The organism is Bartonella sp. TT110JLCBS (genome assembly GCF_042193405.1).
In the GTDB taxonomy this organism is placed as follows: Bacteria; Pseudomonadota; Alphaproteobacteria; order Rhizobiales; family Rhizobiaceae; genus Bartonella.
The window spans coordinates 1-16,216 of record NZ_JBHILT010000010.1; the positions used below are offsets into that span (position 1 = coordinate 1).

General features: G+C 38.1%; 5 protein-coding genes and 1 pseudogene. 5 read left to right on the plus strand and 1 reads right to left on the minus strand.

What is annotated here, in order from left to right; genetic code table 11:
- The 3 genes from ACFILW_RS05470 to ACFILW_RS05480 all read left to right on the plus strand — a co-directional run.
- The coding region (locus ACFILW_RS05470; protein ID WP_375685304.1) for an autotransporter outer membrane beta-barrel domain-containing protein at window positions 1-321 on the plus strand (321 nt) is incomplete at its 5' end.
- 627 nt (window positions 322-948) lie between these two features.
- The gene (locus ACFILW_RS05475) at window positions 949-6,207 is read left to right on the plus strand and encodes an autotransporter outer membrane beta-barrel domain-containing protein (protein WP_375685305.1); all 5,259 of its coding nucleotides are present in this window, start codon (window positions 949-951) and stop codon (window positions 6,205-6,207) included.
- Between the two features lie 640 nt (window positions 6,208-6,847).
- Window positions 6,848-10,621, plus strand: a complete 3,774-nt coding sequence (locus tag ACFILW_RS05480) for an autotransporter outer membrane beta-barrel domain-containing protein (protein WP_375685306.1) — start codon at window positions 6,848-6,850, stop codon at window positions 10,619-10,621.
- Between the two features lie 111 nt (window positions 10,622-10,732).
- Here the strand turns inward: ACFILW_RS05480 and ACFILW_RS05485 are convergent.
- Window positions 10,733-11,319: pseudogene (locus ACFILW_RS05485) on the minus strand (integrase arm-type DNA-binding domain-containing protein); the annotation flags it as partial.
- Between the two features lie 1,868 nt (window positions 11,320-13,187).
- Between ACFILW_RS05485 and ACFILW_RS05490 the strand changes: the two are divergent.
- Together ACFILW_RS05490 and ACFILW_RS05495 are read left to right on the plus strand one after the other, a co-directional pair.
- On the plus strand, window positions 13,188-13,310 hold the full coding sequence (locus ACFILW_RS05490; RefSeq protein WP_375646331.1) for a hypothetical protein: 123 nt from the start codon (window positions 13,188-13,190) through the stop codon (window positions 13,308-13,310).
- A 373-nt stretch (window positions 13,311-13,683) separates the two neighbouring features.
- A complete protein-coding gene (locus ACFILW_RS05495; protein ID WP_375685307.1) occupies window positions 13,684-16,200 on the plus strand; it encodes an autotransporter outer membrane beta-barrel domain-containing protein in 2,517 nt (838 codons plus the stop codon).
- The last annotated feature ends 16 nt before the right edge of the window (window positions 16,201-16,216 follow it).

Sequence of the window (16,216 nt, forward strand, 5' to 3'; positions counted from 1 at the left end):
GTTGATATGAAAAATCCTTCTCAATGGTTGATCCGTGTTGGTGGACGTTTGACAAAAACTATTTCCACTGAAAACAACCGTCCAATGTCTTTCTATGGAAAAGTAAACTTGATCAAAACCTTTGGTGATAATGGTACCATCCAGATTGGCAGAGATTTTGACCTTGATCCTATGGGACCTGCAATTGAAGGCGGCGTTGGCATCAATGCACAACTCTCCCACAATTTCTCCCTTCATGGTGATGTAAGCTATCAGCAAAAGCTTCAAAAAACTGGTATCTCTGGAGCAAGCTTTTCAGGTGGCATGCGCTATCAATTTTAAATCAAGGCTGTAAAAATAGCCTATTCATTCTATTCAATTTAACAAAAGGGCAGCACAATATGCTGCCTTTTTATCTCTCCCCTATTCTTTTCTACCAATACACACCGCCAACATTTTTCTTTAAGAAAATTAGTTAAAAAACTCAAGACAATAAAATATCGCGCTTTTAACTAGTAAAAATATCCCTTGAAAAAACTAAAAGTCGATTGAAAAATCAATGAGCGCTATTTTATCGTAACCGTGTTAAAGAAAAACATGAAAGCTATGGTATCATCTTTGGTTTCATGATGTTGGAAGAGATCCCTATCAGGCTCAAGTATACAGTTTTTTGAAATTTTCTTGCCTATTTCTTTTCTTTAAGCATAAGCAACAAGTTTTATGCAAACATAACACATATCTTGAATAGAAAAACTTATAATACTTACATAATATTAACATAATGTATTCATTTAATACTAAATGAATTTAAATATAATACATTATATGCTAAATGTATAAGTTAATTTATACTTTACAAAAAAATAAAAATATCCTATTCACGTTCCATCTCTAAAATATCCATCCATTTGATATCCTTCTTATAAGCGGGGGAAGAGTGTGTGGCTCTTATAAGTTAGGAAAATCTTGATGTGTAAAAAATCCCTTTTATGCTGCACAGCTGTCATAGCTGTCATGCTATTCAACACCCATCTCAATGTATATGCTGAAACTCTTGAAGTTTCCGGCGAGAAAAAAGAAGTATCTAACACAACGTATGAGATTATTAATGCGAAAGACAACGGGAAAATCACCGGCACACATTTAACTGTGGTTGGGAATAAAGACACGGATATTTATGCTGTAACAGCTGACGGTCTTGGCAGTGCGATTACATTACTGCAAGACACAGCCATTAAAGGAACTGATTTTGACATTCGTCTTGGTCTTAATGCAAAAGATGGTGCTACAATCAAAATGACTGGAGGCATTATTACGGTTTCTGAAATTGGCGCTTTCTTCGAAAACAGTATGAATGATAAAAATAAGCTGGAAGGTGTAACAATATCAAGCGGTAAAGATGGCCACTTCATGGACAAGGGAATAAATGCCGACAACAAAAGCAAAGTTACTTTAGAAAACGTAACAGTTACGCAAGCAAACACCAGTATATTTGCAAATGATCATTCTGAAGTAACGATTTTAGGAGGAGAATTTGATGGAGAACTCAAAGGAATATCTGCTACGGAAGGCAGCGCTATTACTTTAACCTATAGTGAATTAGCCGATAATAAAAAAGGCAGTGTTCAAGTTACATCATCTCATGGTGACGGACTCTATGCAAATGGTGCACAATCCACAATCACAATGATAGGAGGATCAGTCACTGGAGAAAATACAGCATTACTTGCAGAAAATGGCGGACATATTGACGTCACAGATGTTACTTTAAAAAAAGATGGCACCGGAATCGGTGCAATAGCTAATGATGTTGACAGCACAATTGAACTACACGGAAATACGGTAATTAATGACGCTGTAATTGGGCTTTATGCAACAAACGGTAGCACAATCACAATGACTGGAGGAACCATTACGGCTTTTGAAACTGGTGCGTTCTTCAATGAGAGTAAAAGCGATAAAAACAAATTAGAAAATGTAACCATTACTTATGCAAATACCAGCATAAGTGATCAAGACAAGCTAGAAAGTGTGAAAACATCGGACAATGAATTAGACCCTGGATGGGAAAGTGAATTAGAAAATGAAAAAGAAGAGTTTTTATACACAGGAATAACGGCCTTTGCCGGAAGTCATCTCACTTTAGAAAATGTAACCATTACGCAAGCAGACACCAGCATATCGGCAGAAGATGGTTCACAAGTAACGATATTAGGAGGAGCATTTGATGGAGAACACACAGGGCTATACGTAATGAACGGCAGCTTCATTACTTTAGCCAATAGTAAAGAAGGCAGCGTTCAAGTTACATCATCTGATGGTGATGGACTCTATGCAGACGGTTTATTCTCTACAATCATAATGATGGGAGGGACAGTGACTGCGGGAAATAGAGCATTATTTGCACAAAAAGGTGGATATATTAAGGTCACAGATGTTGCTCTAACAACGATGGACGGAAACGGATACGGTGCAGCTTCCACCGATCCTTACAGCTTTATTGAATTGGATGGAGAGACAACGATTACTAATGCTATAAATGGACTTGATGCGGAAAACAGTGGTGTTATCATAATGACGGGAGGAGCTGTAACTGCAAAAAGCGCAGCATTGTTTACCATGAACGGTGGATATATTAAGATCACAGATGTTGCTCTAACAACGATGGACGGAAACGGATACGGTGCAGCTTCCACCGATCCTGAAAGCTTAATTGAATTGGATGGGAAGACAACAATTAATAATGCTCTCATCGGACTTTATACAGAAAATAGTGGTACTATCTCAATGGCGGGTGGAACTGTAACTGGGAAAAGCGCGGCAGTACTTACAAAAAGCGGTGGACATATTAAGGTCACAGATGTTGCTCTAACAACAATGGATGGCAACGGATACGGTGCCGCGACAAGCGATCCTAACAGCTTGATTGAATTGCATGGAAAGACAACAATTAATAATGCTTTCATCGGACTTTATACCGAAAATAGTGGTACTATCACAATGGCGGATGGAACTGTAACCGCAACAAACATGGCACTGTTTGCAGCAAACGGTGGACATATTAAGGTCACAGATGTTGCTCTAACAACAATGGATGGCAACGGATACGGTGCAGCTACCACTGATCCTGACAGCTTGATTGAATTATATGGAAAGACAATAATTGATAATGCTTTCATCGGGCTTAATACAGAAAATAGTGGTACTATCACAATGGCAGGTGGAACTGTAACCGCAACAAACATGGCATTGCTTGCAAAAAGCGGGGGACATATTAAGCTCACAGATGTTGCTCTAACAACGATGTATGGTAACGGATACGGAGCAGCTACCTCCGATCCTGAAAGCTTGATTGAATTGGATGGAAAGACAACGATTAATAATGCTTTCATCGGACTTTATACAGAAAATAGTGGTACTATCACAATGGCAGGTGGAACTGTAACCGCAACAAACATGGCATTGCTTGCAAAAAGCGGGGGACATATTAAGCTCACAGATGTTGCTCTAACAACGATGTATGGTAACGGATACGGAGCAGCTACCTCCGATCCTGAAAGCTTGATTGAATTGGATGGAAAGACAACGATTAATAATGCTTTCATCGGGCTCAATGCAGAAAACAGTGGTGCAATCACAATGACGGGAGGAACTGTAACCGCTGCAAACATGGCATTGCTTGCAAAAAGCGGTGGGCATATTAAAGTCACAGATGTTGCTCTAACAACAATAAATGGTAACTATGGCGCAGCGACCACCGATCCTGATAGCTTGATCGAATTGCATGGAAAGACAACAATTAATAATGCTTTCATCGGGCTTAATGCAGAAAATAGTGGTGCAATCACAATGACGGGAGGAACTGTAACCGCTGCAAACATGGCAGTGTTTGCAAAAAACGGTGGGCATATTAAGGTCACAGATGTTGCTCTAACAACGATGTATGGTAACGGATACGGTGCAGCTACCACCGATCCTAATAGCTTAATTGAATTGTATGGGAAGACAACTATTGATAATGCTGTAACCGGACTTGATGCAGAAAATAGTGGCACAATCATAATGACTGGTGGAACAGTAACTGCGAAAACCATGGCATTGTTTGCAATGAACGGTGGACATATTAAGGTCACAGACGTTGCTCTAACAACAATGGATGGCAACGGATACGGTGCAGCTGCCAGCAATCCTTACAGCTTAATTGAATTGCATGGAAATACAGCGATTAGCAATACTTTCATCGGACTTTATGCAGAAAACGGTGGCACGATTAAAATGAATGGAGGGACCGTAGCAGCAAAAGGATCAGCATTTGTTGTAAAAAATAGCGGATATATTGATGTAACAAATGTTTCTGCAACAGCAGAAAACAGTGGCATAACATTTGATAAATCCGAGGACGATAACGCCTTAGAAATCAACTTGACAAATACAAAGATTCGCACTGAAAATAGTATTGGAATTAACGCAGACCAATCAATCGGTATAGCCAATCTCAAAAATTCAGAAATCAGTGCCGATATTTTATTAGCAGCAAAAGCTTCAACTAAAGAAAATAATTTTGCTTTTACACTAAATGCTAATCACTCGGTATTAAAGGGAAGAGCAAAAATTGCAGAAAACAGAACCGTACGCTTTGATTTGACAAACAAGACAACATGGATATTGAAAACCAGTACAAAAGAAACCGATGATGATGGAAAACTGCTTGCTATTGCTCAAAGGTCACGTTCTGATATTTCTGTGCTCAATCTTAATGATAGTTCTATTGTTTTTAATGGACCGGTAGAAGATCATTATCATACATTGCATGTAGGATCTGGAATACCAACCATTCTAGCAGTCTATAATGCCTTTGGTGAGGCAGAAATTCATTTCAACGCTATATGGAGTGATGGTGTTGCAATAGATGCACAAAAAACCGATAGGCTTCTCATTCACGGTGATGTAGCAGGCACCACAACAGTTTATGTCAAAAGTGTTTCAGGGGATAAAGAGAGTGTAGAAAATGCTTCTCCTCCTTCAAATATAGGTGGACTTTCACTTATTCAAGTTTCTGGAGAAGCAAAAGAAGACTCCTTTAAATTGAAAAATGGCTATACCACCATAGGAGGAACTCCTTATAAATATACGCTAACTTCCTATGGACCAGTATCAAGTTATGGCAAGGCCAATGCTAACCAAAACTTATTCGATGAAAAGGATAAAGATTTCTGGGACTTCCGCTTGCAGCCTGAATTTCTTGACCCCGATTCAAAAGTAAGAGCAGTTGTACCACAAATGGCAAGCTATTTGGTTATGCCAAATGCCCTCTTTTATACTGGATTGGCCGATATGGCCAAGCAAAATGCACTTTTAGCCAATATGAGAACAACAGTCTTGGGAGAGCAGAAAAATCTAAAAAACAGTTTCTTCCTCTCTACCTATGGGGGTACAGGAACCTTATCCTCGAAACGCGGTCCCCTTAAATATGGTTATGGTGCTGATATTCGCTATGCTGCTCTCCAAGCCGGTGTCACATTAGCGGCATTAGAAGGACAAAATACCACGACACATTTCGGTCTTATAGGTACCTATGGGCAGCTGTCTTTCACTCCAAAAGAGATGCAGGATGCAAGTAAAAGCACCCTAGATAAATGGTCTCTCACTGCCTATGGTAGTGTACAACATGACAGTGGTTTCTATATCGATACGCTTTTATCCTATGGGATAATAAAGGGCGATATCACCAATGCTATCATTGGTAAAACCGCGAAATTGAACAATGTAAAGATGTTGAGTATTTCCACCACCGTTGGCAAACAATTTTCTACCGGAATGGAAGGTTTAACCTTCGAGCCCCAAATACAACTTGCTTATCAACATTTGATGTTTGATACCATTGAAGATGCTGATAATTTAAAAATTGATATGAACAATCCTTCTCAATGGTTGATCCGTGTTGGTGGACGTTTAACCAAAACCATTATGACCACTGAAAATGGTCCTGCCATTTCCTTCTATGGAAAAGCAAACTTGATCAAAACCTTTGGTGATGATGGTACCATCCAGATTGGCAGAGATTTTGACCTTGATCCCATGGGAACAGCAATTGAGGGCGGCGTTGGCATCAATGCACAACTGTCTCACAATTTCTCTCTTTACGCTGATGTAAGCTATCGACAAAAGCTTCAGAAAACTGGTATAAGTGGTGCAAGCTTTTCAGGTGGCATACGCTATCAGTTTTAAATCAAGGCTGTAAAAATAGCCTATTCATTCTATTCAATTTAACAAAAAGGGCAGCACAATATACTGCCTTTTTTGTACATTAAAGTCATCCTTTTTCCTTTTAAAGCACCCTTCCCTCTTTATACTTAGTTCTTTACGAAAATCCCCAAGACAAGACACAACAAACGCAACAGAGCACTTCTATCCCCAGTGAATGAAGAGTACTTCCTACTTTGAAAAAAAGAGAAGTCTATTAGAAATAAATTAATACCACTGTGTTGAAAGATGAAAGCCCACTTTAAGCCCAAGTAAGTTAGCTTTTTTACTAGCTTCTTCTACATCCTTTTTTGTTCCCTCATAACCCCAATTTGCGTCATCTACCATCAGGTAAAAGATGTTATGGTACCACTATATCAGTATCTCACAATATTTCTCTGAATAATAATATTCAAAATTATAATTCTTTAAATAAAATCAATTATAAATACATTTTGTATTAGACATAATTAATATCAATTATTTTTTAATTTTGACAAAAAACCAAAAATGTCTTACCAAATAAAGACAATTACTGAAATTAATAACAACTATCCATTTTCACTTCTTCTTATGAAGTTCGCGGGGAAATGAATATTTGGGGGCTATCATAAGGAGAATACTAGTGTATAAAACATCCCTTTTATCATGCACAGCTGCAGCCGCTATCATCCTGTTCAACATCCAGTTCAGTGCACATGCTGAAACCCTCGTAGTTTCTGGGGGAAAACAACAAGAAGTATCCGATAAAACCTACGAAACTATTCACGCAAAAGACGGTGGCAAAATCATTGGAAAACATTTAACCATTGTTACGAATAAAGATATAAACCAAGGCACAAACCAAACCGTCTATGCTGTAACAGCAGAAGGTGCTAACAGTGCGATTGAGTTACTGGATGGCACAACCATTAAAGGCACTGGTTCTGGTATTTTCTTAGGCCTTGAAGCCAAAGACGGTGCTACACTTCAAATGACTAAGGGAACAATTACATATTCTGGAATGGAGGCCTCCTCATCTGGCTTTTTATCTAGCACTGGTGCTTCCTTTTCTGACAGTAAGAGTAAAAAAAACAAGCTGGAAGACGTGGTAATATCGAGTGAAAACGATAACAGTTCACTATCCTTAGGAATAAGTGCTAAAAACAGCACAGTAACCTTGAACAATGTAACCGTTACTCAAGCACTAACAGGCATATCTGCAGATGATCACTCGACAATAACAATCTCTGGAGGATCATTTCGTGCAAAAAATACAGCAATATCTGCTCAAAATGGCAGCATCATTACTTTAAACAACAATGTTACAGTCGCATCACCTAATGGTACTGGACTCCATGCAGATGGTATAGAATCCAAGATCACAATGAAAGGAGGGGCTGTCATAGGAGGAAGTTTGAATGGACATGAAAACGCATTACTTACAAAAAATGGTGGACGTATTGAAATTACGGATGTTACTCTAACAACCGATAACTTCGGAAACGGTGCACTTGCACTTGGTTCTGATAGCATAGTTGAATTAAAAGGCAATACAAAGATTAACAATGCTTTGAACGGTCTTGGAGCATTTGATGGTGGTAAAATCACCAGCGAAAATTTAACACTCATCGGTTCTGGAGCAAAAGAAGAAAGCACTGGTGTAGGAGTTGACCTGCCTAACAGCAAGATCGAACTAAATGGAAAAACAACCATTGAAAAATTCACACATGGGCTTGAGGCACGAAATGGTGGACAGATTGATGTCACGGATATAGCTTTAACAACGAATGACGCGGGAACCGGTGCACTTGCACTTGGTCCTGATAGCAGAATTGAATTGCATGGAACGGCAACGATTAATAATATTTTGAAGGGTCTTAGAGCAATAAATGGTGGCAAAATTACCAGCGAAAATTTAACAGTAGTCGGTGGTAAAGCAATTAATGAAAATCTCGGCAAAATAAGCACTGGTGTACGGACAGAGGATTCTGGTAGTGAAATTCAGTTAACCGGCAAAACAACCATTCAAAATGTCGATGAAGGTTTTTATGCAGACGGTGGAAGTCAAATCATTAGCGGAGATTTAACAATAACCGGTGGTGAGTCCGAAGCAGCAACCGTTGGTGTAAACATTTGGGATGCCGATAGTATAGTTGAATTCAATGGCAAAACAACCATTCAAAATGTTGATGTTGGTCTTTTTGTCATTGAAGGTAGCACAATTAAAACGAGCAATCGTGCTATTGATACTAATTCTAAAAGCCTAGATACCCAATCCGATACTCCTCAGAAGGGGAAGAAAAATACAATAGAAGCAAAAATGGCTGCACTGGTTGTAATAAATGGCGGACATATTGATCTGACAGATGTTTCTGCCACAGCAGAAGTTGCCGGTTTACAATTCGCAACTTTCTCCGATAATAATCCGAATAGCTCGCATGATCCACAAAAATATCATAGTAATGAGATCAATCTGACCAATGCAGAGCTTCATGCTGAAAATGGTACAGGAATTTTCGTTAGAACTGTTGTTGAAAAAAGCATCGAAGATGCTACTGCTCCATCAATCGGCACAGTCAATCTTAAAAAATCAGAAGTCCATGCTGACGTATTATTAGGAGATGGTATTTTTTGGGACAAAACATCATGGAAAGATAAAGATTTGTGGGATGGTAAAGAGGTTAAAACGATCTCCAACGGCACCTTCACATTAAGCGCAGATCAGTCTATTTTAGAGGGCAGAGCAAATATTGCTAAAGACAGAAATGTGCACTTTGATCTAAAAAACAATACAACATGGACGTTGAAAATTAGCAAAAACGAAAAAGATGATGATGGCAATCTCCTTGATATCGCTCAAAGATCTCGTTCTGATATTTCCACGCTTAATCTCGATAACAGCTCCATTATCTTTAATGGACCAACAGAAGATCATTACAATGGACCAACAGAAGATCATTACCAAACATTGCATATAGGTTCTGGTAAACCAGACACGCAAGAAGTCTACAATGCAACGGGAGATGCAAAGATTTACTTCAACACGGCTTGGAGTGATGGTGCTGCAATAAATGACCAAAAAACCGATAGGCTTTTGATCCATGGGGATGTCTCTGGCAACACATCAGTTTATGTCACGGGGCGCTTAGAAGAGAACAATATCGAAGCAAATACCTCTGCTGCTGCCAATGTCCGGGGTCTTTCACTTATTCAAGTTTCTGGAAAAGCAGAGGAAAACTCTTTCAAACTGGTAAATGGCTATACCACAAGAGGTGGCTTACCAGATATGTATACACTACGTGCCTATGGACCAGACTCAAGCCAAGGCAACGCCGATATTGCACAAAACCTCTTTGATGAAAAGAATGAAAATTTCTGGGATTTCCGTTTGCAACCCGAACTGCTTGACTCCAATTCTGGTTCAAATCCTGATCCTGAAACAAATATCCCTACCGTTGCCCCTGTACCACAAACAGCAAGTTATTTGGTCATGCCAAATGCTCTCTTCTATAGTGGATTAACCGATATGGCTAAACAAAATGCACTTTTAGCCAATATCAGAACATCTGTCTTAGGAAAAGAAGAAGAAAAACAAACCGGTTTCTTCCTCTATACTTACGGAAACACAGGAACCTTATCTTCTGAACGCGGACCTCTCAAATATGGTTATGGTGCTGATATCCGCTATGCTGCTCTCCAAGCCGGTGTCACATTAGCAGCAATTGAAGGGCAAAATACCACAACACATTTCGGTCTTGTAGGCACCTATGGGCGGCTGTCTTTCACTCCAAAGGATATGGATGATGCAAGTAAGAGCACATTGGATAAATGGTCACTAACAGCTTATGGCAGCGTACAGCATAACAATGGTTTCTATATGGATACACTGCTATCCTATGGGATAATAAAAGGAGATATCGGCAATGCCATCAGAGGAAATACCGCAAAATTGAAAAACGCCAAAATGTTGAGTATCTCCACCACTGTTGGCAAAGAGTTTGCAACTGGAATGGAAGGCTTAACCTTCGAGCCACAAGCACAAATTGCCTATCAACATTTGATGTTTAATACCATTGAAGATGCTGATAATTTTACCGTTGATATGAAAAATCCTTCTCAATGGTTGATCCGTGTTGGTGGACGTTTGACAAAAACCATTTCCACTGAAAACAACCGTCCTATGTCTTTCTATGGAAAAGTAAACTTGATCAAAACCTTTGGTGATAATGGTACCATCCAGATTGGCAGAAACTTTGACCTTGATCCTATGGGACCTGCAATTGAAGGCGGCGTTGGCATTAGTGCACAACTGTCTCACAATTTCTCCCTTCATGGTGATGTAAGTTATCAACAAAAGCTTCAAAAAACTGGTATAAGTGGTGCAAGCTTTTCAGGTGGCATACGCTATCAGTTTTAAAACAAAACTGTCAAAACAGCGTATTTCTTTTCTATGCATTAACAAAAAAGGCAGCCACAATATGCTGCCTTTTCGCTTTATAAATCCTAATAACACTACACTATCCCTCCTTAAGAGAGCCCTTGCTTTTTCTACTACCTGTAAAATCAACATCCACGCCCAACGCCGCGGCATGTTTAAAACAAAGCTTGAGACGCATCAGTACTGTATTAGCAGCTCCAGCTTTTGTATGACAGATGGGAGCGAGGGTATTGCCTATTTCTGTTTGTGTAATCTCTGAAATAGACAGACAGCCTAATTTGAGGAGAATATGGAGTTTTAAAGGTGAAAACAGTTTCCATCTCCATCATTTTTTAATTCAGCTTTACAACTTTCAAAAGCATCTAAGGCAATGTCTTTTAAGTAATGGAGATTACGCATTGCCTCACGTTTTCGTTTCTCACGTTCTTTAATGGGGGCACGCCCCTCACGTAAAACAGCACGCCACCCAGTTGCCAATTCACGAGCTTGTTTTAAAGAGACATCTCTCAAAGCACCCAAGTCCATTTAGCAACAGCGCCCATGAATGGTATAACGATAAAGCATTGAGCACCCCCATCTTTACGTTTGTGAAGGAGCAAGCCGGCACCATCATTATATTTTCCAGCTCGTGGGTGTTGCTAAAGACCTTAGCTCTTGAGACGATTCATAAGAGCCATTTTAGACCTTTCTTATACATTTTTTACCCACACGCCAGCCCCGCTTGTGGTGTGCAAGAGAATGGTTTTTCTTGATTTAAGACAAACAGGTTTAAAATGAGAGAATCTTACGTTATTCAGAACTCTAACGCAATGAAAGTAACGATAAATTATCATTATAAATCATTACATTATACCATTTTTATCAAGATAAAAGATCAGGTATTTTTATCTAGAATATGTCACAAAGTTATGCAGCCTTTTCGTACATGAAATCCATTTTTTCCTGAAGTGTTTTCTTTTCCACTTAAATACGCTTTTCCTCCTCTTCACATGGGTTGCGCAGCTATTTATCATCGAATTTGCCCATAAAGCTAAGCAAAGTGTATTTTTAGATAATATAAAGATAACAGCATTAAGAATAAATCTTAAAAAATAGAAGATTTCTTGCTTTTTCACTTATGGAAGTACAGAAACTCTACCGTTTGATTATGCTCCTCTTTGAAGGTAGATATGGTGCTAATATGCCCCATGGAGCTATCCAAGCAAAGATGATATTAGAAAAATGAAAAGTTAACCACTGCACATTTGAAATAGATAGGAACCTACAGCCACTCTCATTCACTCCAAAGGATATAGAAAATGCAAAAAAAGCATACCGGATAAATCATCAATTATAGCTACAACATAACAGAGCATAATAGTGTTTTCATATGGCTACACTCTTCCCTTATGATATCTGGCCAGCAAATATCTCTAAAACTTCTATAAAAAAAATACTATTAAAATTATGCTGTAAAAATGTTAATTGCCTCAACAATCATTTGTCAAAAATTTGCAAAAAATCATCAGAGAACTAACCTTTTGAAGCACAAACATAATTTGTGTACTAAGGAATTGATTTTTAATGCCTTTTAACATATTGATGATCTTAAAATTAAATCAGACAGCCTCCCCAGTTAGTCCGGATAGGTAGGTATCTAACAAAAACTATTGTTAGAAGCGTAGAAGATCATACCCCATCCTTATATGAGAAAGTGAACTTCCTTAAAAAACTTTGATATTGATGATACTAAACAGATTGGTATTCATTTTTATCTTAATCCGATAGATTCTGCCGTTAAAGGTGCGTTTAGCACAATACACAATTATCTCACAATTTAACTCTCTATATTGATGTAAACTATCAAAAAATTTTTAAAAGACGTGTAGCCGAGACAAGTTTTTCTGATAGAATACGCTACCAATTTTAATATAAAATTATAAAAAAATAAGCATATTAATCCGTTTACTATTAACAAAAAAACGGACTGTATTTTTTTGTTATTTACAACCTATTATAGCAATAAAATAAATTCTTTCTTTACGATGTGTTGTCGCTATCTATAAAGATTTATTTACACTTCCATTGCTTGTTCTTCTAAACAAACAGTTTTGAGAAAATTAATGCATGAAAAGAAAATCTAACAACAAGCGCTTTATCTTTCATATACAAAAATGCTCAAGAAAGCTAATTTTTTCATTTATAAAATGAAATAACTCAATAAAGTTCTTTTTGTATCAATAAAAGATGTTTTAAATTGAATATTCAAAATATTGATTTATAATCATAATTTAGCGTTATTCCTATTGAATTAAAATCTTGAATATCGTAAATTTCTCTCATTTAAAATCTGTTCCATGTTGAACTAATCAAAATCATTCACTTGCACGTTACAAGCGGGGCTGGCGTGTGAAGCAAAGTTATATAAGAAAAACCTAAAAATTCTTCTCATGAACCGCCTCAAGTGTCAAGAGCTTGTCATAAACATTGAGAGCTAGCAAAGTGCGATGGGCTTGCTCTTTTATTAAGCGTAAAGGTATCGGCTTGCTCCTTCGTAAGCGTAAAGATGATGGGACTCTATAGCTTTAGCGTTATACCCTTCACGGGCCGCCGCCGCGAAATGGATGGTGCTGCCTTAGAAAAATGGACTTTGGTACCCTTAGCCTCTTTAAAGAAAGCCTGTGAATAGCCCCCTCATCTCTTCTTCTTATAGCAGAGAAAATTTGCTGATCGTTTTGGTTAGTGCATCAAATAATACATCTCAACGCTATAGAGCTTTTATAGCGATTATCTTTAATAGACAATTTTTAAATATCATACTTCATAGTGCTTTTAGCATAAGCTTAACCAAGCTAGGTTTTATGAAATCCACTTTTCTCGACTTTTTATGATCATGAAAAAAGTTTTTCTAAAGCAAAACTTCAAATCATAGAGTAGACCACCAATATAATTCGTTTTGTTATTTACAATAAAAACATAATGATATAGAAGCTGTTTGGGTACTTGCGCCATCAGGGGAATGAAGTAAGCATCAAAGCATACCAAATACTAAAGGCATATCTATGTGTAAGAAATATATTTATAAGAAAAATTTTTTGTTATGTACAATTGCTGGAACTTTGATTTTTTCTCATTTCGGTTCAACTTATGCAAACACATCGGCTCCTGAAACTCCTGCAATTTTGGGGAAGATTGAATTAAATAAGGGAGAAGAGAAGACTTTTAATAATGTTCTTGTCCGTGATAAAGGACCTGGAATATTAGCGCATGATAAAGCAGCTATCACAATTGTAAAATCAACAATACACACGGAAATGTCTGCACTTTCTGTATCAACAGGTGGACGCATTCATGCTAAAGAAATTGAAGCAAATACAGTGTACAAAGGTTTAGAAACAAAGAATGGTACAATCAACGTTGAAGATTCAACCATAACCGTCCAACGAGGAGGTGCCGGTGGTATCGTTTTTTATGAAACAAAAGATCGCTCTTTAAAAAATGGAGAAAAAGTTGTCAATAAGGTTGTTCTTAGCAATACAAAACTTCTTGTGAAAAACGGTACCGGTATCCTTGGTCCCTACTGCTCAAAAGCTGTTGTTGAAGTTCAACTTAAAGACTCAGAAATTCGATCTGACGTATTATTGAGAAATAAAACAAAACGTAAATATTATGACAACGATACTCTTCCTGTAACTTTAGCATTAACCGCTGATAATTCAACAATAGAGGGACGAGCAAGAACTTTAAAAGTCAATACAACGGTTTTGACTCTGAATAACAAGAGTAAATGGTACTTAAAGACCTCTCAAGAGGAAGTCGATACTGACTTTAATGCGTTTAACTATGAGCTCAGTGATATTAAACAACGAGCCCTTTCTACCGTTTCAGTACTGAATCTTAATAATAGTTCTATCATATTTAAGGTACCGCAAGGGCGGGAAAAAGATCATTATCATACCTTGTCTGTAGGGCGAACAGCTGAGGTTCGTAGACCTGAGGGAAGTACAATCCCCGATATAGAAAGTACTTACAGTACAGTTTACAATGCCACGGGCAATGCAAAGATTTATTTTAATATTGAATGGAGTGATGGTCTAGCAAAAGAACAGCAAAAAGCTGATCGTCTTCTTATTCATGGTGATGTATCAGGCAGCACAACAGTCCATATCAAGAACCTTGCGAAAGGTGAGATATTAAAAGCTGAAGATTCTGTTTCCCCGAATATGCGTGGTCTTTCACTCATTCAAGTTTCTGGAAATGCAAATGAAGATTCCTTCAAACTTGCACATGGCTACACCACAATGGGGGGCTTGCCCTATAAATATATACTCAAAGCCTATGGTCCAACATCCAGCCATGGGATAGCCGATAGCACACAAAGTCGTTTTAGCGGAATATCACAAGAATCAAAAGAAAATACCCTCAAAGACTACACAATCTACACAATATCCGGAAAAATGATTGAAGGCGTTTCACCAAAAGAGAAAGAAGCGCAAAATACCGGTTCATCATCCCTTGGACAAGCAAACAACGCACAAAACATCTTGGAAAAAAATCAGAATTTCTGGGATTTTCGCTTGCAAAACGCGACTCTCGATGATGAAGGAAAGATCAGAGCCCTTGTTCCTCAAGTGGCAAGCTATTTGTCCATGCCTAACGCACTATTCTCAGCGGGACTGGCTGATGTAAATAATCAAAATATTTTACTAAACTCGATGCAGGAAAACACCTTTGAAACAAAAGATCATAAAAACAAAGGAGTCTTCTTCTCGACTTATGGCAATAAGATGACATTATCCTCTCACCGTACACCATTACAATATGGCTATGGTGCCGATATTCACTATGCAGCTTTACAGGCAGGCATTACATTAGCAGCTCTAGAAGATCAAAACATGACCACCAATTTTGGTCTTTTGGGGACATATGGGAAATTAGCTTTCACCCCAAAAGACATGGAAGGAGCTGACAAGAGTACACTCAATAAATGGTCAATTGCTGCATATAGTGGGCTGCGCCATAATAATGGGATATACATCCATGCACTCTTCTCCTATGGAATGCTCAAGGGAGATATCACCACAGCTCTCATAGGAAAGACTACAGAATTGAAAAATGCTGATACATTCAGTGCATCGGCAACTATTGGACAAAAATTCGAAACCAGTAGGAAAGGATTGGTCATTGAACCACAAGCACAACTTGTTTATCAACGTCTCATGCTTGGCACACTCTCAGATGTCGATGGCTTTGATGTGGATATGGGAAATCCTCATCAATGGTTAGTGCGTTTTGGTGGGCGCTTAACGCAAACGAAGCTTTCTATTGAAAACGGCGGTATTCTTTCTTTCTCTGGTAAATTGAATATTGTTAAAGCTTTTTCTAACAATGGTACGATACAGATTGGTGAACCATTCCACCTTGATTCTATGGGAGTGTCTGTTGAAGGTGGACTTGGTGTAAATGCACAATTGTCACAAAATATCGCCCTTCATGCTGATGTTAACTACCAACATAAGCTTCAAAAAACTGGTATATCTGGAGCAAGCTTTTCAGGCGGAATACGCTATCAGTTTTAAGAAAAAGAAAAAAACA

Bases quoted from the DNA above. Each gene is read 5' to 3' on its own strand.
- ACFILW_RS05475 (WP_375685305.1), top strand. From the start codon at position 949: ATGTGTAAAAAATCCCTTTTATGCTGCACAGCTGTCATAGCTGTCATG.
- ACFILW_RS05490 (WP_375646331.1), top strand. From the start codon at position 13,188: ATGATGGGACTCTATAGCTTTAGCGTTATACCCTTCACGGGCCGCCGC.
- ACFILW_RS05495 (WP_375685307.1), top strand. From the start codon at position 13,684: ATGTGTAAGAAATATATTTATAAGAAAAATTTTTTGTTATGTACAATT.